Origin of the sequence: Rhizobium deserti (genome assembly GCF_004358025.1) — a bacterium.
Lineage (GTDB): Bacteria > Pseudomonadota > Alphaproteobacteria > Rhizobiales > Rhizobiaceae > Neorhizobium > Neorhizobium deserti.
On record NZ_SMTL01000006.1, the window covers coordinates 102,260 to 121,596 of the forward strand.

Annotated in this window: 22 protein-coding genes; 3 read left to right on the forward strand and 19 right to left on the reverse strand. The window is 59.3% G+C overall.

Going from position 1 to position 19,337, the window contains the following annotated elements:
* Positions 1-38: 38 nt before the first annotated feature.
* The 14 genes from modC to pcaD form a co-directional block, all read right to left on the reverse strand.
* Positions 39-1,115 (reverse strand): molybdenum ABC transporter ATP-binding protein, encoded by a 1,077-nt coding sequence (modC, locus tag E2F50_RS19070; protein ID WP_133317773.1) that lies wholly within the window; start codon positions 1,113-1,115, stop codon positions 39-41.
* Entirely contained in the window at positions 1,112-1,813 is a 702-nt protein-coding gene (modB, locus tag E2F50_RS19075) for a molybdate ABC transporter permease subunit (protein ID WP_133317774.1), read from the reverse strand. The genes modC and modB overlap by 4 nt, the downstream gene beginning before the upstream one ends.
* 52 nt (positions 1,814-1,865) lie before the next feature.
* The gene (gene modA / locus E2F50_RS19080) at positions 1,866-2,648 is read right to left on the reverse strand and encodes a molybdate ABC transporter substrate-binding protein (protein WP_133317775.1); all 783 of its coding nucleotides are present in this window, start codon (positions 2,646-2,648) and stop codon (positions 1,866-1,868) included.
* A gap of 153 nt (positions 2,649-2,801) precedes the next feature.
* Positions 2,802-3,356 (reverse strand): recombination regulator RecX, encoded by a 555-nt coding sequence (recX, locus tag E2F50_RS19085; protein ID WP_133317776.1) that lies wholly within the window; start codon positions 3,354-3,356, stop codon positions 2,802-2,804.
* A gap of 158 nt (positions 3,357-3,514) precedes the next feature.
* Complete coding sequence (locus tag E2F50_RS19090) at positions 3,515-4,231, reverse strand: ABC transporter ATP-binding protein (protein WP_133317777.1); 717 nt, start codon at positions 4,229-4,231, stop codon at positions 3,515-3,517.
* Complete coding sequence (locus tag E2F50_RS19095; RefSeq protein ID WP_133317778.1) at positions 4,212-4,976, reverse strand: ABC transporter ATP-binding protein; 765 nt, start codon at positions 4,974-4,976, stop codon at positions 4,212-4,214. Before E2F50_RS19095 ends, E2F50_RS19090 begins: the two co-directional genes overlap by 20 nt.
* Positions 4,973-5,968: a branched-chain amino acid ABC transporter permease gene (locus E2F50_RS19100; RefSeq protein ID WP_161974250.1), complete on the reverse strand. Its 996-nt coding sequence runs from the start codon at positions 5,966-5,968 to the stop codon at positions 4,973-4,975. The genes E2F50_RS19095 and E2F50_RS19100 overlap by 4 nt, the downstream gene beginning before the upstream one ends.
* Before the next feature lie 11 nt (positions 5,969-5,979).
* The gene (locus E2F50_RS19105; protein ID WP_133317780.1) at positions 5,980-6,843 is read right to left on the reverse strand and encodes a branched-chain amino acid ABC transporter permease; all 864 of its coding nucleotides are present in this window, start codon (positions 6,841-6,843) and stop codon (positions 5,980-5,982) included.
* Between the two features lie 155 nt (positions 6,844-6,998).
* Positions 6,999-8,174, reverse strand: coding sequence for an ABC transporter substrate-binding protein (locus tag E2F50_RS19110; RefSeq protein ID WP_133317781.1), 1,176 nt, complete (start codon positions 8,172-8,174; stop codon positions 6,999-7,001).
* Between the two features lie 137 nt (positions 8,175-8,311).
* Positions 8,312-9,379, reverse strand: coding sequence for a 3-carboxy-cis,cis-muconate cycloisomerase (locus E2F50_RS19115; RefSeq protein WP_133317782.1), 1,068 nt, complete (start codon positions 9,377-9,379; stop codon positions 8,312-8,314).
* 18 nt (positions 9,380-9,397) lie between these two features.
* Positions 9,398-10,015, reverse strand: coding sequence for a protocatechuate 3,4-dioxygenase subunit alpha (pcaG, locus tag E2F50_RS19120; RefSeq protein ID WP_133317783.1), 618 nt, complete (start codon positions 10,013-10,015; stop codon positions 9,398-9,400).
* Between the two features lie 2 nt (positions 10,016-10,017).
* A complete protein-coding gene (gene pcaH / locus E2F50_RS19125; protein WP_133317784.1) occupies positions 10,018-10,758 on the reverse strand; it encodes a protocatechuate 3,4-dioxygenase subunit beta in 741 nt (246 codons plus the stop codon).
* The gene (gene pcaC, locus E2F50_RS19130) at positions 10,739-11,170 is read right to left on the reverse strand and encodes a 4-carboxymuconolactone decarboxylase (protein WP_133317785.1); all 432 of its coding nucleotides are present in this window, start codon (positions 11,168-11,170) and stop codon (positions 10,739-10,741) included. Before pcaC ends, pcaH begins: the two co-directional genes overlap by 20 nt.
* A 2-nt stretch (positions 11,171-11,172) precedes the next feature.
* Positions 11,173-11,970 carry a 3-oxoadipate enol-lactonase gene (pcaD, locus tag E2F50_RS19135; protein ID WP_133317786.1) on the reverse strand — a complete coding sequence of 266 codons (798 nt, stop codon included), beginning with the start codon at positions 11,968-11,970 and terminating at the stop codon, positions 11,173-11,175.
* 91 nt (positions 11,971-12,061) lie between these two features.
* Here pcaD and pcaQ point away from each other — a divergent pair, with 91 nt between their 5' ends.
* Positions 12,062-12,982 carry a pca operon transcription factor PcaQ gene (pcaQ, locus tag E2F50_RS19140; RefSeq protein WP_133317787.1) on the forward strand — a complete coding sequence of 307 codons (921 nt, stop codon included), beginning with the start codon at positions 12,062-12,064 and terminating at the stop codon, positions 12,980-12,982.
* On the opposite strand, the gene E2F50_RS19145 is transcribed toward pcaQ, so the two are convergent.
* Entirely contained in the window at positions 12,979-13,320 is a 342-nt protein-coding gene (locus tag E2F50_RS19145; RefSeq protein ID WP_245515486.1) for a hypothetical protein, read from the reverse strand. The two genes, pcaQ and E2F50_RS19145, sit on opposite strands and share 4 nt — an antisense overlap.
* A 222-nt stretch (positions 13,321-13,542) precedes the next feature.
* On the opposite strand from E2F50_RS19145, the gene E2F50_RS19150 reads away from it, so the two are divergent.
* Positions 13,543-14,814 (forward strand): glycerate kinase type-2 family protein, encoded by a 1,272-nt coding sequence (locus E2F50_RS19150; protein WP_133317789.1) that lies wholly within the window; start codon positions 13,543-13,545, stop codon positions 14,812-14,814.
* A 10-nt stretch (positions 14,815-14,824) separates the two neighbouring features.
* Here the strand turns inward: E2F50_RS19150 and E2F50_RS19155 are convergent, their stop codons facing one another.
* From E2F50_RS19155 to E2F50_RS19165, 3 genes are all read right to left on the reverse strand, one after another.
* Positions 14,825-15,730 (reverse strand): S1C family serine protease, encoded by a 906-nt coding sequence (locus E2F50_RS19155; protein ID WP_133317790.1) that lies wholly within the window; start codon positions 15,728-15,730, stop codon positions 14,825-14,827.
* A 327-nt stretch (positions 15,731-16,057) separates the two neighbouring features.
* Positions 16,058-16,585: a DUF992 domain-containing protein gene (locus E2F50_RS19160; protein ID WP_133317791.1), complete on the reverse strand. Its 528-nt coding sequence runs from the start codon at positions 16,583-16,585 to the stop codon at positions 16,058-16,060.
* Between the two features lie 151 nt (positions 16,586-16,736).
* Positions 16,737-17,696, reverse strand: coding sequence for a helix-turn-helix domain-containing protein (locus E2F50_RS19165; RefSeq protein ID WP_245515487.1), 960 nt, complete (start codon positions 17,694-17,696; stop codon positions 16,737-16,739).
* A gap of 36 nt (positions 17,697-17,732) precedes the next feature.
* Between E2F50_RS19165 and pobA the strand changes: the two genes are divergently transcribed.
* Positions 17,733-18,902 carry a 4-hydroxybenzoate 3-monooxygenase gene (gene pobA, locus E2F50_RS19170; RefSeq protein ID WP_133317792.1) on the forward strand — a complete coding sequence of 390 codons (1,170 nt, stop codon included), beginning with the start codon at positions 17,733-17,735 and terminating at the stop codon, positions 18,900-18,902.
* Between the two features lie 24 nt (positions 18,903-18,926).
* On the opposite strand, the gene E2F50_RS19175 is transcribed toward pobA, so the two are convergent.
* Positions 18,927-19,337, reverse strand: a complete 411-nt coding sequence (locus E2F50_RS19175; RefSeq protein WP_133317793.1) for a TIGR02588 family protein — start codon at positions 19,335-19,337, stop codon at positions 18,927-18,929.

Here is a 19,337-nt window from a genome sequence, read left to right on the forward strand (position 1 = left end):
GCGCTGATCAAGTGCCGGCCGAACAGATGTGCATAAGTTCAGCCTTCCAGAGCCGCCGTCTTGATGACCGCAAAGACCGGCTTTTCGAGCGCCAGTGCCAGCCTTTCGGCAGAAACTGCGGTGATACGAGCCAGCACCACATCTCCGCCGATGCGAATGCGGATGCGCACCATGCTTTCGCCATCCGGTTCGATCGCCGCGATCACGCCTTCAAGGATGTTTTGGGCGCTGAGCCCCTCCGGCCGCTGCGTCGCGACCATCACGTCGCGCTCGGGAATGTGGACGCGGACGGTGTGGCCTTCAGTGATGGCAGCCGCCATCGGTACAACAATTGACGCCTTTGACAGCCTGATTGTTGCCATGCGGTGGCGAAAGTCGATGGTTTCTGCAATCCCGGTCAGAACCGCGCCCGCATCGCGCCGCTCACCGGATGAAAAGCTCGACGACCCGCCGAATACATCGTCCGGCGTGCCGGCAGCATGCACCTGGCCATCCTTGAGCATCACGACCCTGTCCGCGAGCCGGACCACTTCCGCCACGGAATGGCTGACATAAACGATCGGCATTGCCACCTCGTCCCGCAGCCGTTCCAGATAAGGCAGGATCTCCGCCTTTCGCTCGTCATCCAGAGCCGCAAGCGGCTCGTCCATCAGAAGCATTCGTGGTGAAGACAGCAATGCCCGGCCGATCGCCACACGTTGTTTTTCACCGCCGGACAATGTTTCCGGGCGGCAGTCTAGGAGAGCTTCGATGCCAAGAAGATCGACGACGCGATCGAAATTGCTTCGTGGCGTTGCTTTCTGGGCAAACCAGCTGCCGTAGTTAAGGTTGCGGCGCACGGATAAATGCGGGAACAGGCGTCCGTCCTGGAAGACATAGCCGAAACGGCGCCTGTTCTTTGGCACGAAAATGCGTTCACGCGTGTCCAGCAGCACCTCGCCATCCACCACCAAGCGGCCCTCGTCCGGCCGAGACAGGCCAGCAATCACGCGAAGGAGCGAGGTCTTGCCCGAGCCCGAGCGGCCGAAGAGCGCAGTGACGCCATTGTCGGAAGCAAAGCCCGCATTAAGCGTGAATCTCCCCAGAACCTGGCGGGTTTCGAAAACCAGCGTCATTGCGGATGAGCTTTCCTGCCGAGCAGATGCGCCAGGAACTCGGATGCCATAAGGGCCGCAAATGAAATACCAATAGCCACCAGGGTCAGCCGCATGGCCCCGGCGTCGCCGCCCGGCACCTGAGTAAACGTGTAGATTGCCGCCGACAGCGTCTGCGTTTCACCCGGAATATTCGAAACGAAGGTGATCGTCGCACCGAACTCGCCCATTGCCTTGGCGAACGACAGGATCATGCCGGCGATGATACCGGGAAGCATGAGCGGCAGCGTCACCGTGACGAAAACCCAGAAGGGGTTGGCGCCAAGCGTGCCGGCTGCCTCCTCCAGCTTGATATCGATCGCCTCGATCGACAGCCGCATGGAGCGCACCATCAATGGAAACCCCATAATGCCGCAGGCAAGCGCTGCGCCCGTCCAGCGGAACGACAAAACCAGGCCAAGATACTCGTCGAGGAATTCGCCGAGTACGCCGCGCCGCCCGAAAACGATGAGTAGCAGGAAGCCGGTCACGACCGGCGGCAGAATAAGCGGCAGATGGACGAGGCCATTGAGCACCGACCTGCCCCAGAAGCGGCCCCGCGCCAGAAGATGGGCGATCAATATCCCAAAAGGCAGGCTGACGAGCGTGGCTATGCTCGAGACCCAGAGGCTGAGCCGCACGGCCGTCCACTCGTTATCGCTCAATACCAGCCAGTCCAGACGTAAATCTCCCGTGCTACCACCCCGTTCGGGCGCGGTTAGTCAGAATGCCTTACTGCAGAAGCGTAAAGCCTTCCCTCTCGAAGAAGGGTGCAGCCTTTGCCGATTTCAGATAGTCAAGGTAGGCGGCCGCGTCCGGCGATTTTGACCCTGAAACGATGGCAAGCGGATAAATAATTGGCGGATGGGCGTCTTCGGGAAAGGTGCCGACGATCGCGACACCCGAATCAGCGGCGGCATCCGTTTGATAGACAATGCCGTAAGGTGCCTCCCCCCGTGACACGAGTGCCAGCGCGGCGCGGACGCTCTCGGCTCCCGCAACGCTTTTTTCCACAAATGTCCAGACGCCAAGCCTTTCGAGCGCGGCTTTGCCATACTTGCCGGCAGGAACCGAGCTCGGTTCACCCATGGCCAGCTTGCCACCCTTCAATAGGCTCGCAAGGTCAAAGCCCTGCTTGATTTCGACCGGCTTGGCGGCGTTCTTGGCAGCCACCAGCACGATGCGGTTGCCGAGGAAGTTCGACTTGGTGTCTTCCTTTACCAGCTTTCTGTCGGAGAGATATTTCATCCAGTCCAGATCGGCCGAGACGAAGATGTCCGCCGGTGCGCCGTTTTCGATCTGCTTAGCCAAGGCCGAGCTTGCCGCATAGGAAACGGAAACATCCTGACCATAGGCCTTGTTGGCGTTGTCGAGCGCATTTTTCATGCTGGCTGCCGCAAACACCGTGACCTTTTCCTGCGCGCCTGCCGGAAATGCCAGGCTGACCATGGCGACAACCAGAGCTGCGACTGGCACGGGACATAGATGGATCCAGGAACGGCGGCGGCTCTGCATAATCTACTCCAAAAAGGATCGAAATATCCCGCCAAATATATCGCTTCATGCATTTTTGGCCAGCGGCGTATGATGGAAAAGCTATCACGGCTCCGATGGTCCGGAAAAATTACGCGAAACCTTGCTTTTCAACCGAGCGACGACGCGGATGTGCTACAAATGGCGGCCTTTGGCCAAGACCTCTTCGGCCTCATCAAGCGACATGGCGACAACGCGTTTGCCGATATCGAAGGCGAAGCCAGCCCGGGCAAAGGTAAATAGTTCCTTGGCTCGACGGTCGTCATCCGACATGGCTTTGCGAAAAGGGCCAAAGCCGCGCTTTCTCGCCAGGACCACGGCTGCAAAGAAATCGTCGGCGTCCACAACCGCCTCCTCGATCGTATCCCTGGCAACGCCCTTTAGTGATAGTTTTTGAGCAATCGCGCGTTTGGATTTGCCGCTCCTCATCCCGGATCGGCTGGCGATTCCCGCAAAGGCCGTATCGTCGAGCGCCCTGATCTCGTAACCGAATTTCACTGCAGACTCTGCCAAGGCCCTGACCTGCGCGTCGGTGACTTCACCGAACTTCTCCCGCGCCTTGCGCGATATGGCGTCGAACAGCTGCTTCTCCGTATGCATCCGCTTGCCAAGCCGATAAGCAGCCGAGTTGCGCGCCCAGGACATCATCCTCGCCGATGGTATATCGGATTGTGCTTCATCGTCCGCCAAACTCAGTGACCTTGATGGCTCATCTGTGCCTGCGGATTACCCTGCTTTACCGACGAGTTCGATAGGAAATTGCAACTGCGGCCCAAATTGCTTGGTTCTCCCCAGGCAACGACCGCGACGGCTAAAACGAAGTCGCGACCGGAAAACCTGTCACGCGGTCAATGTAACCCGCCGACGCCCAACAGCCGTTCGACGGCAGCATGATCAGCCGCAAGCGCCTGGGGCTTGCCCTGCCACGCGATGCGGCCGCGCTCCAGCACGATGACATGATCTGCAAAATCCAGCGCGCTCTGGATGCGCTGTTCGACAAGCATGATCGTCATGTCGCCGGACTGGGCGAGCTTGGAGAAAGCCTCCATCAGTTCTTCGCAGATAACCGGGGCAAGTCCTTCCAGCGGCTCGTCCAGAAGAAGCACCGATGGCTGCCCAAGAATGCTGCGCGCCGTCGACAGCATTTGCTGCTCGCCGCCCGAAAGCTGGCTGCCAAGATTGCGCCGCCGCTCCTTCAAGCGAGGGAACATGGCATAGGCCTCTTCGACGGCGGTCTTCGGTCTTCTCTTCAGACCGACCAACAGATTTTCCTCGACGGTCAGTGTCGGAAAGACGTCGCGGGTCTGCGGCACGTAACCCAGACCAGCAAGCGCTCTCGCCGCGCTCGGCTCCTTGGCGATATCGCGACCTCCAAGACGGATTGCGCCGCCGAAACGCCGCGTCTGTCCCGCCAGCGTCGCCAGCAAGCTGGTCTTGCCCATGCCATTGCGGCCGAGCACGGCCAGCCGCGACCCGGCCGGCACCGAAAATGACATATCCTCGATGACGCGGGTTGGTCCATAACCCGACGACAGTTCCGTCACCTCAAGCGGCTGTGCCGGCATTCGCATAACTCCCAAGATAAGCTTCGCGCACCCGCTGGTCCTGTGTCACATCCTTCGGCAATCCGTCGAAAATGATCGTCCCTGCGGCAAGCACGATGACCCGCGTCGCGAACCGGAACACGAGGTCCATATCGTGATCGATCATCAGCACGGCGAGTTCCGGCGATAGGCTGTCCAAAGCCCGCTCGATACGGTTGGTTTCCGATTGAGGCACGCCGGCGGCCGGTTCGTCCAACAGCAGGACCTTTGGCTTGAGCGCCATGGCCATGGCGATTTCCAGCAGCCGTTGCTGCCCATAGGCAATTTCCCGGACCTTGAGGGTGCGAAGCTCCGTGAGGCCAAGTTGGTCAAGGATCTCGCCAACCTCTTCCATCACGGCCATGCGCCGCGCATAATGGCCGAACATCTGGCCGGCCGTACCTTCCCGCTGAAGCACGGCAAGCGCGACATGCTCTTCGGGCGTCATGTCGTAAAAGAGCCGGGTGACCTGGAAAGAGCGAACCAGCCCTCGCCGCACGCGCTCGGCAGACTTCCGCTCGGTCACATCCTCACCGACCAGCAGAACCCGACCTTCGTCCGGCTGCAGATTGCCGGTGACAAGGTTGATGAAAGTGGTCTTGCCGGCGCCGTTCGGGCCGATCAAGGCCACGCGATCGCCAGGTGCCATGGCCATGGACACATTATTGGTTACCGCCAGGCCGCCGAAATTCTTGCGCAGGCTCTGGACGTCCAGGAGGTTGGTCATGACGGCCTCCGCTTCAGCCGGCCGGCAACGGCGAGCCCTGTTCCGTAAAGACCCTTGGGGGCAAAGAGCACGACGGCGATCAACAGCGCGCCGACGATTGTCAGCCAGTGAAAGGGATTGGCGGCCGACAATGTGTCTTCAAACAGCATGAAAACCACTGTGCCGATCAAGGCGCCGTAAAGTGATCCGACGCCGCCCAGCACCAGCATGACCAGAGCCTCGGCCGAAAGCGTGAAGGAAAGGCTGTCCAGCCCGACAACTTGGGTGGAAATGGCCGAAAGCGCTCCGCCTATGCCTGCCACTGCGCCGGAGATGACATACATCCTCAACACCACAGAATGGGCGGAGGCTCCCATCGCAGCGATGCGAATAGGGTCTTCCCGGACGCCCCGCGCAAGCATGCCGAAGGGCGAGCGCACCAGAAGCCGCAGCGCCACAAACACGACGGCCAGAAGCAGCAGGGCATAGACATAGGCGGTGCGGCCCCAGAGATCGAACTCGAACATGCCGAAAATCGGATCGGGCATGATGGCGGAAAGTCCGTCACTGCCGCCGGTCCAGCCGGAAGCCTTGTTGGCTGCCTCGTGGAAGAGGTGGATGACGGCGATTGAGAGAACAAGCTGAGCAAGCCCGTGGGCTCTCAGGATGACGAGGCCCGACACCAATCCGGCAAGGGCACCGCCGACAAGGCCAATGAGCGTCATCGTCAAAGGCTCGGTGACCCCAAAATGCGCCGCGGCTATGCCCGCCGCATATGCGCCTGCACCAAAAAGCGCAGCATGTCCGAGCGTGGCGACGCCGCAATAGCCTGTTACCAAGTCGATCGACAAGACCAGGAGAGCGATAGCGACAATCTGCGTCAGCAGCGCCAGATTGTTGGGAACCAGGAAATAGCCGAGCAGCCCGATAATAAGGATCGCCAGCACGCCGAGAAGGCCATTGTCGGTAAACCGCTTACCAATCGAAAGCGTCGGCTTGGGCTGATGCGCCATGGGAACCGCCATTATTTCAGCCGCCCCGCCAGACCGCGCGGGAACAGGGTCACGATCAGGATCACGGCTAGATAGAAGAAGAATTCGCCGTATTCTGGCGCGAGATAACGCCCGGTCGTGTCGATGGCGCCAAGCAGCAAGGAGGCGATCAGCGCGCCCGGGATCGAGCCGGCGCCGCCGACAGACACGACGACCAAGAAAGTGACCATATACCGCAGGGCATAGTAAGGCTCGACAGGCAAGAGCTCGGCACCGAGCACGCCGCCCAATGCGGCAAGTCCGATGGCGACGGCAAAGCTGACGGCGTAGACGATTTCGGTCCGCACGCCGAGTGCCGCGGTCATGGCTGCATTATCCACCGCAGCCCTGATCTTGATGCCGAAGGCTGTCTTCTCGATCAGAAACCACAGGAGGGCAGCAACAACGAGGCCAGAAGCGATGGCAAAGATTCGATGTGTGGCTATCGATCGGAATCCGAGATCCAGCGAACCTTGCAGTGAAGGGGGAAGCGGAATGGTTTTTAGCGTCGGGCCGAAGGCGAAATTGGTGATGCCGATGACGCAGAAGGTGATGCCGATCGTCATCAGCACCTGAGTGAGTTCAGGTGCACCATAGATTCGCCGATAAAGGAAACGCTCGATCGGCACGGCGATGATAACGGTCCCGATGATCGCAACCAGCACGCCTGCTGCATAACCCAAACCAAGATCGCGCGCCGCATAGGAAGCGAGATAGCCTCCGATCATGGCAAAGGCCCCGTGCGCCAGGTTCACGACCCGCATCAGGCCCATCGTCACAGAAAGGCCGATCGAGATCACGAACAGAACCATGCCATAGGCCAAGGCGTCGATGGCTATACTCATGACAGTCTGCATGTGGCGGGATCGGCGCCTTTCTTGCTGGTTCAGGGGTTGTGTGCGATTTGCGGCGTAGGTCTGATTTGGTACAGCAGGCCGGAGCGGAGGTCGTGTTCGACCGACCGCCCGGTCCTGCGCTATTCCAGACGCGGAGCTTCCTCCGTGCCTGGCGCTTATTTCTTTACGAAAGCCAAGCCAGGATCGCCCTGCTTCTCGAATGTCTGGATTTCCTTGTTGTAATATTTGCCGTTGGCATCCTTGGCGACTTCACGCAGATAGATGTTCTCGGTGATATGCCGGCTTTCAGCATCAATCGTGACCGGCCCACGCGGACTAATCCAGGACAAACCCTTGACGGCCTCGACCGCCTTCTTGGCGTCCTGCTTGCCGCCGGTCGCTTCAATCATCTTGGAAATCACATACATGCCGTCGAAGGCGCCAACAGCGGGGAAAGACAGTTCCGCCGGATTGCCGATCGCCTTTTCGGCTGCAGCAACAAAAGCCTTGTTCTCAGGCGAGTCATGCGAAACGGCGTAATGGAAGGTCGTTTGCAGGCCGAGACCCGCCTCACCTAGCGCCGGAAGGTCCGATTCCTGGGTAAGGTCGCCCGTCGCATAAAACTTGACACCTGCCGCCTTCAAACCGTTGTCGTTGAAGGCTTTGACAAAGGCGAGCGTGGGAGGCCCGGACGGCAGGAAGGTGAACAGGCCCTGCGCACCGGAATCCTTGATGCGCTGCATGAGCGGCGCAAAATCGTTCGTTGAGAGCGGCATTCGCACCGATTCCACAACCTGCCCGCCTTCTTTTGCGAAGGCGGTCTTGAACGCGGTTTCCGCATCGATACCCGGACCGTAATCGCTGACCAGCGTGATGACCTTGGTTACGCCCTGGTCCTTAGCCACCTTGGCGATCGGCGTGGTCGTCTGCCAGGTCGTGAAAGACGTCCGCAGGACCTGCGGGCTGGCGGCCACGATTGCGGAAGTCGCGGCATTCATCACCACCATCGGCACATTGGCCTGCTGCAGCAGGGCTGTTGCGGCCATTGCGTCGGGGGTGAAATAGAAGCCTGCAAGATATTGCACACCCTCGCGCACAACCAGTTCCTGCGCCAGTGCCTTGGAGCGGGCAGGATCCGCCTGCGGTACATCCCGATACACGATTTGGATATCATTGCCGCCGACCTTGTTGCCGTTCAAGGCGAACCAGGCGTCGATACCCGCCTTGAAATTCTTGCCCTGCAGAGCAAACGGCCCGGAAAATGGACCAACCACGCCAACCTTGATGGTTTCAGCCCAGGCCGCACTCGACATCGCAGCGAAGGCAAGCGCAATGGTGAATAGCTTCTTCATGATTTTTCTCCCAACCCTCTCGCCCGAAGGCGCTCCATAAAACATGTTTCTACATGCGGTAAGGTAATGTAAAATGAAATTTAACGGCCTTTAGCATTTCCAAGTGGTTATAGATCGCCGATCGACAGCTCGACCACTTAGTCCTTGCCCAGAGATTTGATGTTCCCGACGAGCTCTAAGCCAAGTCGCAATGCGGCGCCGGTTGCGAGCACCATCGGCGGCAGGATCAGCCATTCCAGCGTCCAGGCGGCACCGGAGCGTTCCTGCTCATGGATCATGGCATGCTGCATTCCCGACAGTTGAACCGCATTGAAGCGGGCAAGCGAAACCAGCACTTCTGCGGCGACCGGGTTCTGCTTATGGGCCATGGCCGACGAGCCACCCCCGCCCGCCAGCTGAATCTCGCTACCCATCTCAGCCAGAAGCGCCACATCCTGCCCAAGTTTTCCGAGCGTGCCGGTTATGAGAGCCAGGATGGAGGCGACCTCGTTCAGGCGGTCCCTTTGGTTCTGCCATTGGGGTGCTTCGGATAGAAAAAGCTCCAGAGCCAGGGCACGGCGGATCTCTGCTGCTTTGTCGCCAAGCTTGTCGAGCGTGCCGGCTGCGCCGCCGAATTGAACAACGAAACCGGATTCCGAGAAGCTTTCCATCTTCGCTCGGTGCCGGGCCAGGGGCTCGCGCCATGTACGAACCCGATCGGAAACGGCGATCGGAATGGCCGCCTGCATTCGCGTATGGCCCATCAGCCGGCGAGTACCGAATTGTGCCTCGAGCCGAGACATGCCGGATTCGATCTCGTCGATACGCGTCCTGAACAGGCTCCAGACCTCTTTCAACCTCATCATCAGCGCCGTATCGATGACATCCTGGCTCGTCGCGCCGAAATGAACATGACGGGCAGCCTCCTCGCTACCGGTGGTGCTGACAGCCTCGCGCAACTGCCGCACTAGGTCGGCAACCACGACCCCGTCCCGTCCCGTCGCCTTCTGCAGATCCGCCATGACTGGCTGGAAGCCGACGCAGGTCGAAGAAATTTGCTCGGCGATGGCCTCGGACATAAGGCCGGCGCCGGCCTCCGCCTTGGCCAGAGCGGCTTCGAAGGCAATCATGGCATTGATCTCTGCTTTCGCCGAAAGCAGATTGGCCGTCTCCTCGTCACCGACAAGGCCGCAAAGGAAGGGATGCTCGAAGGCGGTTACGCTCATGCACTTGCCTCTTCGGCGTTAGATGTCGAAGAAAATGGTTTCTTTCTCACCCTGAAGATGGATGTCGAAAGTGATCGTATCACCTTCACGCTGACCGATCAGCGTTGGAACACGCATGCGATGCTCGATACGCGACAGGATCGGATCTTCCGCATTGGCTTGCTCCTCATCGGAGAAGTACATCCGGGTATGGAGCCCGAGATTGATGCCCCGCGCGACGATCCAGAAGGTCACATGCGGCGCCATCAGCCGGCCATCGCGAAAAGGCACGCGGCCCGGCTTGATGGTTTCGAAGACGAATTCGCCTGTTGCCATGTCGCCCGGGCAGCGCGCCCAGCCGAAGAAATTGGGATCTGCTGCTCCGCGGGTTTCAGACGGGCTGTTATAAAAGCCCTGGGCATCCGCTTGCCACACTTCGATCAAAGCATCTTTCAATGCCGTGCCTGCACCATCGTACACAAAACCGCGGATGGTGATACGCTCTCCGCGGGTCTTGTCGTTGACCATGGGACCGGCACCGAGGTCTGTGTCATAGACCCCGCCGATGCCGACGAAGTTCGGCGTACAGCCGATATGGACGTAAGGGCCCGCCGTTTGCGAGGGAGATTCCTTGAGGTAGCTCAGCGGCTGAACCATGATCAGTTTCCTTCCAACCTGTTTTCAAACAGGGTCGAGCGACGGCCGCGCAGGATGATGTCGAATTTGTAGGCGCGCAGGTCGTGCGGAATGGTGGCATTCATGTCGAGCGGAGCGATCAACTGCTTGATTGCCTCTTCATCAGGAATGGTCTTGACGATCGGACACAGCCAGATCAGCGGATCCCCCTCGAAATACATCTGGGTAATTAGGCGCTGGGCAAAGCCATGGCCAAAAACCGAGAAATGGATATGCGCCGGCCGCCAGTCGTTGACACCGTTGGGCCAGGGATAAGGACCAGGCTTGACCGTGCGGAAGAAATAGCTGCCCTCATCATCTGTGATCGTGCGTCCGAAGCCGCCGAAATTCGGATCGAGCGGCGCGAGGTAGGTTTCCTTTTTGTGGCGATAGCGTCCGCCGGCATTGGCCTGCCAGAATTCCACCAGGGCGCCCGGCACCCCCCGGCCCCGCTCGTCAAGAACTCGACCATAGACCATGATCCGCTGGCCGATCGCCGATTCACCCGGTTGGGCGTAATTGATGATCAGGTCATTATCGAACTGGCCGAGTATATTGTGACCAAAGACCGGTCCAGTGACTTCGCTTTTGGTGCCTTCGAGCGAAATCAGGGCTCGCTGCGGCGATCGCAGCACGCTGGTCTTGTAGCCAGGCGTAAAGGCAGGCGGATGCCACCCACGATCGCGGGCAAAAAAGGGAGTGGTTTCAGGCGGTAGATTTTTCATCTTTGTCTCCCGCGGCATGGGCCGCGTCCATTTCCGCATAGGTTGCCTTGGCGATCTTGAAGGCGTGATTGGCGGCCGGAACACCGGCATAAATGGCCACATGCATCAGCGCCTCGCGGATGTCTTCCGGACTCGCGCCGGTATTGGCTGTGGCGCGGACATGCATGGCCACCTCGTCGTCATGGCCCAGCGCCGCCAAAAGAGCGATCGTCACCATGGACCTTTCGCGCTTCGTCCATTTCTGGCCCGACCAGACGGTGCCCCACGCGCCTTCGGTGATCAGCTCCTGAAAAGGCTGGTCGAACGGCGTCTGGCCGGCTTCGGCGCGATCCACATGAGCATTTCCCAGCACCGATCGGCGGGTTTTCATCCCTGTCTCGAAACGCGCTGAGGACGGTGATGTCTCTGCCATGGCTATTCCTCGTTCAAACCTTCGATGAAGCCGCGGATCACCGCTGCATAAGCCGCAGGAGCCTCGACACAGGGAATATGTGCCACGCCCTCGATGATCTCGTAGCGCGCATTCGGCACCAGATCGGCCAGCGACCTTACGACCTCCGGCGGCGTCGATCCGTCTTCACTTCCAGCAACGCATAAGACCGGCACCGCGATCTTTGCGGCAGCCTCGGTGAAATCGGCATCCCGGATCGCGGCACAGGTACCGCTGTAGCCGCGATCCGGCTGCCGCACGAGCATGTTGCAATAGGCCTTGTAGGCTGCATTCTCCGGCGCCCGGAAAGGCCTGGTGAACCATCGTTCCATGACCGCGTCAAGGATACTGTCTATGCCGTTCTGCTCGACGGCAGCAATCCGCCCGCCCCACATTTCAGCAGTGCCGATCTTGTGGGCTGTATTGGAAAATATTATGGCGGAGACGAGGTCGGGCCTGTCTTGATACAGGCCGTGGGCGATCAGGCCACCGACGGAAAGGCCGCAAAGGATGACGCTGGAAAGCTCCAGATGATCCAGAAGACCGACGAGATCCGCCACATGGTCGGCGATCGAATAGGGCGGGTTACCGAGGTCAGACAGCCCGTGGCCACGCTTGTCATAGGTCAGGATGGTGAAATCGTGCGCCAGCTTGGGCAGGACATGATGCCAGATGCGGCTGTCGGTTCCCAGCGAATTGATGAAAACCAGAACCGGCTTGTCATCATCGGCACACTGGATGTCATAATGGATGACGACATCATTGATGTGTACAAACTGCATCCTTCCCTCCTCCTAAATGTTAAATGACACTAGTTTCAGTACTGGTAAATTGATATTTTGCCCACGTCTCCTAACCTACAGGTTATAAGTCTTGATCGACTCTCGCGTCAAATTCCGCCATCTGCATACACTGGTAGAGGTTGCGCGTCAGAAAAGTATCGGCAAGGCGGCCGAAGCACTCAGCATAAGTCAGCCGGCGGTGACGAAAACGATCCGCGAGCTTGAGGAAGCTCTCGGCGTTGCCGTTCTGGAGCGCGAAGGCCGGGGTATCCGCATCACCCGCCATGGCGAGGTTTTCCTGCGCTATGCCAGCACCGCGCTGACGGCGCTGCGCCAAGGGGTGGATTCCGTTTCACAGGAACTTGCCGATTCCGGTCCACCCATCCGGGTCGGCGCGTTACCAACTGTCTCGAGCCGCATCATGCCGCGCGCCATGACGGCTTTCCTGGCAGAAGGAACGCGGGGCCGGGTGAAGATCGTCACCGGCGAAAACGCTGTGCTGATGGAACAATTGCGGGTCGGCGACCTCGATCTGGTTGTCGGGCGCCTGGCTGCACCGGAAAAGATGACGGGCCTGTCCTTCGAGCATCTTTATTCCGAGCAGATCGTGTTTGCAGTGCGGAGCGGCCATCCTCTGCTTCAGGCAAAGTCGTTCATCTTCGAGGGTCTGGCCAACTACCCTGTCCTGATGCCGTCAAGGGGCTCGATCATCCGGCCCGCTGTGGAACAGTTCCTTATTGCCAATGGCATCGCCAACCTGCCGACCCAGATCGAGACCGTATCCGATGCGTTCGGTCGTGCTTTCGTTCGCGCCAGCGACGCGATCTGGATCATTTCCGCAGGCGTGGTGGCCGCCGATGTGCAGGATGGCCTGCTTGCTACTTTGCCGATCGATACGCATGAGACGCGTGGGCCGGTTGGTCTGACCATGCGCGCCGACAGCACGCCGTCGACGCCGCTTTCGATCCTGATGCAAACCATCCGCCAAGCCGCAGAAGAGACTAGCCGCTAACCGCCATGGCCGGACGACTCGATCTTGACGACCTCGTCGCCGCAAAACAGGATGACATATCCTCCCGCATGCTGCGCCGTTTCCGCCCAGTCCTGAAGGTCGGAGAAGTAAGGCTGCGCTTGCCAGGCGGACGGATGATCCGGATCGACAAGCACCGTCAGCTGCGGCCCTTGTGCATAGACCAACATATGGGAGCGCTGCGGTTGCCAGTGCTCGGCGACTTGACGCGTCATCCAAAGGCAGAGGAAATCTCGGCAAAGATCAGGGCGGGTCTCGTAGATGCGGCAGCCCGTCTGATTGCAATGTTCGCACCAGCTGTCGGCCGGTTTCGAAAACATCTCGATTTCCGGAAGCCGGCAACAGAGCGTACAGGTGCCGCAGGCCCGTTCTCGATAGGGATCGCCTGCCTGCACCTTGCTTGCCAGCCTCATGATTGAAATTCTCGACCTTTTTGCGGGCTTCTACCCTAGATACGGTGCGGGAGCAAAAGGTTGACGCTCAAGGTCGAGCATGTTCGAAAAGCTCAGAGGGTATCCAGCTTGGGTCGTGGAGGTATTGGGATGAGCGATCGCGAATTGCTGCAGGCTATGTTCGCCGCGGCCGTCAAGGCTGCCGATCCCATGACCGGCATGCGAGCCCATCTTCCTTCGCCGCCCGAGAATGGCCGCACCGTTGTGATCGGGGCCGGCAAGGGTGCCGCGCAAATGGCGGCTGCGCTCGAAGCTCTCTGGAGCGAACATTACCCGGCCAGTCGCTTGGATGGCGTGGTGGTAACCCGATATGGCTACGGTTGCCCCACCAAGTCCATCACGGTTCTAGAAGCTTCACACCCGGTACCGGATGCGGCGGGGCTTGCGGCGGCAAGGCAGCTGCTTGATGCAGTAACAGGGCTGTCACCGAACGATCTGGTGATCGCGCTGATTTCTGGCGGTGGCTCGGCGCTACTGCCGGCTCCACCAGAGGGATTTACGCTCGACGACGAGATTGCACTGAATGAGATGTTGCTTGCTTCGGGCGCACCGATTTCGGCCATGAACATGGTGCGAAAGCACCTGTCGGCCATAAAAGGAGGACGACTGGCCGCTTCTACCAAAGCTCGCGTCGTCAGCCTTATCATTTCGGATATTCCCGGTGACAATCCCGCCTTTGTTGCTTCAGGCCCGACCATCCCGGACAACACTACTCGACAGGATGCGCTCGCCATTGTTCAGCAATACAAGTTGGAACTGTCGCCAGCGATGATCGCCCATCTCAATTCGTCGGCCGCTGACGCACCCAAGCCCGAAGATGCGGTCTTTGTCGGCCACGAATATCGCGTCATTGCTTCGGCAGGCGTATCGCTGGAGGCCGCTGCAGACGTTGCTCGGGCGCAGGGCGTAACGCCTTACATCCTGTCCGATTCCATTGAGGGGGAGGCGCGAGACGTGGCGCTGATGCATGCGGCGCTTGCCCGGGAGATCCATCTGCGAAACCGGCCGTTCTCCAAACCTTGCGTGCTTTTATCCGGCGGAGAAACCACAGTGACATTGCGCAACAAGGGGGGCAAGGGCGGCCGCAACGGAGAATTTGCTTTGGCTCTTGCCCTGGCAGGTGACGGGCTGCCGATCGAAGCACTGGCCGCCGATACGGACGGCATAGATGGCTCAGAAACGAATGCCGGGGCCTTCGTTGACGGCGCGACGGTAAGGCGGCTGCGTGCTGCCGGACTTGATGCGCGTCAGCTGCTTGCTGGTCATGACAGCTTTACCGGCTTTTCGGCTATCGGCGACCTTTTCCAAACCGGCCCCACGGGAACCAATGTCAACGACTTCCGGGCAATCCTGATGCGCTGATGCCCGCCGCCTACTGTAATTGCGGCTTGCGCAGGAAGTCATTGCGGTCGGCCGACTTGATCCTCAGCCATGCCTCGCGTCCGTCGCGTAGGACCCTCATGGGAATCTCCGCCCCAGGCGGGCCGCTGTCCCAGACCTTGCGGTAGAAATCGGCCAAACCTTCCACTTCGCCATCGCGGATCTCGGAGATAACGTCACCGCGCTTCAGGCCTGCCTTGGCTGCCGGGCCGTTCTCGGTGACGCTCATGACGACCACGTCGCCATTGTTTTCAGCGGATAGAGCGCCGAGCCATGGCCGCGGCGGCTGGCTGAACTCGCCGCGGTTCAAGAGATCATCGAGCAACGGGCGCAGAAGATTGATCGGCACGACCATGTTGATGTCGGCAATCTCACCCCCCTTGCTCATCTGCAGCCGCAAAGAACCGACACCCAGTAGCTTGCCTTCACTGTCGACCAGCGCTGCACCGCCCCAAGAGGGGTGGGCGGGGCTGATGAAAATGGCTTCGTCCAATAGATATTCCCAATAACCGGCAAATTCCTGCTTGGCGACAATATCCGTGCGGACATATTGCCCCTCGCCGTCCGCGAAAATCACATGATCCCCGACCGTCGCCCCATCTGAATCGCCGATCGGCAAAGGCTGCAGATCCAGAGGTGCGAGAGCCTGAACCAAGCCAAAGCCGCTTTGCTGATCATAGGCAAGGGCGTGACCCGGCACGATCCGACCGTCATACCGTGTCAGCCAGACGTCTTCTGCTTCTGTGATCAGATAGCCGATCGTCAATACTAGCCCATTTTCACGGATAACAACGCCGCTGCCCTCTCTTCTCGTGCCGAGCGATCCGGCGGTAAAAGCGTCGTCGGGAATGGAAGCGCGAACGGTCACGACCGATCGCATAATTTTCTCGATATCCATTGGTTGTCTCACTGGCTGGCCGGCTGGCGGTGCCTATAGGCGCTGCAGCAGCCGAAACTGTCACCTGCATATAAAGTATGGGCGGAGACTGAACGCTTCAAGGGGAGCGGCGAGGCTCCCTGTCACCGTTCGCATACCTGCCAGCTTGTAGCGGTTCCTATACGACAACCATGAACATCGAATATCACTTATGGATGCGGTACCTGTCGGCGTATTATGCTGCACTCTTACTGGGATACCCAGCCGGATCAGAGGCAGTGGTCACGAGCAAGTGTAAATCATCAATGAGCGGCGCCCCTTGCTCCTCGAAAGGGCGCCGATTGGAACTCAGTTGACTGGCGTTAGGGTAACCGACGTGCCGGTCGCTGCCACGTTCAGGCCCAGCTGGCCCGTCAGGCTGACGGTCTGCAGATGGATGGAGCCGGACGTACCACCGACGAGCACATTGGCGCCAATGCCGGCACCGACCGTCGCCTCAGCCGTTGCACCCTGGTACAATCCGGAGAGCGAGCCGTGGTGATAGCCTGCCGTCGGCGCGAAAACGGCCCAGATCAGACGCGAGCGGGTGGTGAAACCGAGATCCACGCCCATTTTGCGCACGACGCCGGTGTAGTGATCACGGGGCTCGCCGCCCATGGTCGAGGTAAATACGCAGTCTGCTTCCTTGGCAGAGCCCAGAACATAGCCCACGCCGCCGCCGATCGAGCAATCCAAATAGCCGATGCGAACACCGTTGCGCTGATCCGGCTCCTCGTAAACCCGGTCACGCCGGCTGATAACGTCAGCTGAAAGCGCCGTACCAGCGGCCGCGAGGACCGGCAAAGCGGCAACGGCCGCAACAACAAACTTCTTCATCCCTGTACTCCTTATAATCATTAGCAGCCTGCTTCATTGCGGTTCGGCAAGGCGACAGCGCTCATCAACGCATCGGAGCCGAGATTGATCCCCGAGCGCCCACACGAATTGTCACTAAGCCGATTAAGACGTGAACGGTATGGTCATCGGCTCAAACGTCCCGCAGTCTCTGCCTTTCTTCTTGTCGATATCGTTTCGGCGTCCGGCCGGTTCTTTTTCGAAAACAGCGGGCGAAATAGTTGGCGTCCGAGAAGCCGATCTGCTCAGCGATCGACTGAATGCTTGCCGACGAAAACACCAGCGCCCGACGCGCTTCTTCCAGAACCCGGTTCATGATCAGCTCGTGGACCGTAACGCCTGCAGTTTCGCGCACGATGCGGTTCAGATGTGTGGGCGAAAGGCCGAGGATGGCGGCATAGGCCTTGGCGCTCAACTGTTGCCGAAAGTGCTGGCCGATCAGATCGATCAGAACTTCAAGACGGGCACGTTTGGTGTCACCAAGAATAGGGTCGCTGTCCGCGCCGATCTGGCGGCCCAGCATGAGAATGACCGACCTCAAATGCGCTTCCATGAGTTCGTTGCTATCGCTGCGCCGCAAGCAAAACTCCTGATAAAGGCGTAACAGGGTCTCTTCCAGATATTGCGCATCGGGCCCAGGAGAAAGAGCCGTCACGTAGAGGCTCGAGAGCCAGCTCTCGCGACCTCTGGGAGCGTTTCTTGCGCTCAGGCTCAGGCGCTTCGCAAGCAGGGTCACTACCAGCCCGTCTATGTCCCGGGAAAAGCGGAAACCGTGACTGAAGCCGGGCGGTATCGAAACGATGCAAGGTGGCGAAAGCGGAATGTTCCCGGTCGCGAAAACGGCATCTCCAGCCCCTTGGCGAATGTACAGGAATTGCTGGAAGCTCTCGTGGCGATGAAGACCAATTTCCCAGCGATGCGTCCTGCTGCGCGCCTCGATTGTCTCACAATGTATCCAAAAATCCGGCCTGTCTGCCTGGTTTTCTCCATAAAGGTCATAGGTTGGGATCGTTGAGGACATATGGCGCTCCGGTCGACTATGTTCCATTTGTGCTATCGGACGGCTCAAATGTCCATTGTTCATGCGCATCATCCGGTCTTAGCTTTGGTCCTAGTTCGGGAGGATATCATGCGCACCAAAGTCGCCATCATAGGCTCAGGCCCGTCCGGCCTGCTGCTTGGGCAGTTGCTGACCAATGCGGGCATCGACAACATCATTCTGGATCGGGCGGGGAAGGACTATATCCTCAGCCGTGTCCGCGCCGGTGTCCTGGAAGAGGGCACGGCAGGAATGCTGGATTTCGCCGGAGCAGGCGCACGCATGCATGCCGAAGGCCTTCCGCATGACGGCTTTTCTTTGGCTTTCAAGGGGCGCGACCACAGGATCGATCTCTTTGGCCTGACCGGAAAGCGCGTTATGGTTTACGGCCAGACTGAGCTTACTTACGACCTGATGGACAAGCGCGAGGCGACCGGCGGCAAAACCATTTTCGATGCGCTCAATATCACGCCGTATGATTTCTCCGGCGACAGTCCTTACCTGACCTATGAGAAAGACGGGCTCACCCACCGCCTAGACTGCGACTTCATTGCCGGCTGTGACGGCTATCACGGCATCAGCCGCCGCTCGGTGCCGCAACAGGCCTTGAAGACCTTCGAGCGCGTCTATCCCTTCGGCTGGCTCGGCATTCTCGTCGATGTGCCACCCGTCAGCCACGAGCTGATTTACGCCAACCATCCGCGCGGTTTCGCGCTCTGTTCAATGCGTTCGGAAACGCGCAGTCGCTATTATATCCAGTGCGATCTGGCTGAGAAGATCAATGATTGGTCGGATGAGCGCTTCTATGACGAATTGCGCCGACGGTTGCCTAGAAATCATGCGGAGGTGCTAGTCGTCGGGCCATCTTTCGAGAAATCAATCGCGCCGTTGCGGTCGTTCGTGGCCGAGCCGATGCGGTTCGGAGCACTGTTCCTGGTCGGAGACGCGGCCCATATCGTACCGCCGACCGGTGCCAAAGGTTTGAACCTCGCAGCAAGCGACGTGCATTATTTGTTTTCCGGGCTTGCGGAACATTATACCGAGCACTCGTCCGCAGGCCTGGATGCCTATTCATCTCGTGCGCTGAAGCGCGTATGGAGCGCTGTGAGATTTTCCTGGTCGATGACGACGATGATGCACCGCTTTCCCGATAGCGGCGAGTTCGACCAGAAGATCCAGGAGGCGGAGCTGGATTATCTGGTCGGCTCGGTCGCCGCCTCTTCCGCTCTGGCGGAAAACTATGTCGGCCTGCCTTATTGAACCGCAGGCAGTGAAGCAGCATTCTTACGGATCGGTATAGCCGATCGCTCGGATCCTAAGGGCTCGGTCGCCGGGATCCTGCGAAAAGATTATGGCGCCCGAGGATTTGGATCGGACGGCGACATAATCGAATGTCACGTCCGCGGACTCAATCGGATTGCTGCCGTCGAGGATCTCGCCCCGCACAACAACGGCGGAGGCTGTCTTGGTGGCCGTATTGTTGACCTCGAAAGTGACGCGATAACCGCCGTCCACGGCTCCCTTTTCCGTGACGGCAACGGTGAAGTTCGGTTGCTGCTCCTCCTCCGTAAGGGACTGCCAGGCGACCCAGCCGATCATCACGATCACCAGGAGGGCCGAGATCATGCCGGTCGCCCATTCGATCCAGGTCGGGTCGTCAGTTTCGCTGGTGGTTTGCTTTGTCGTCGTCGTCAT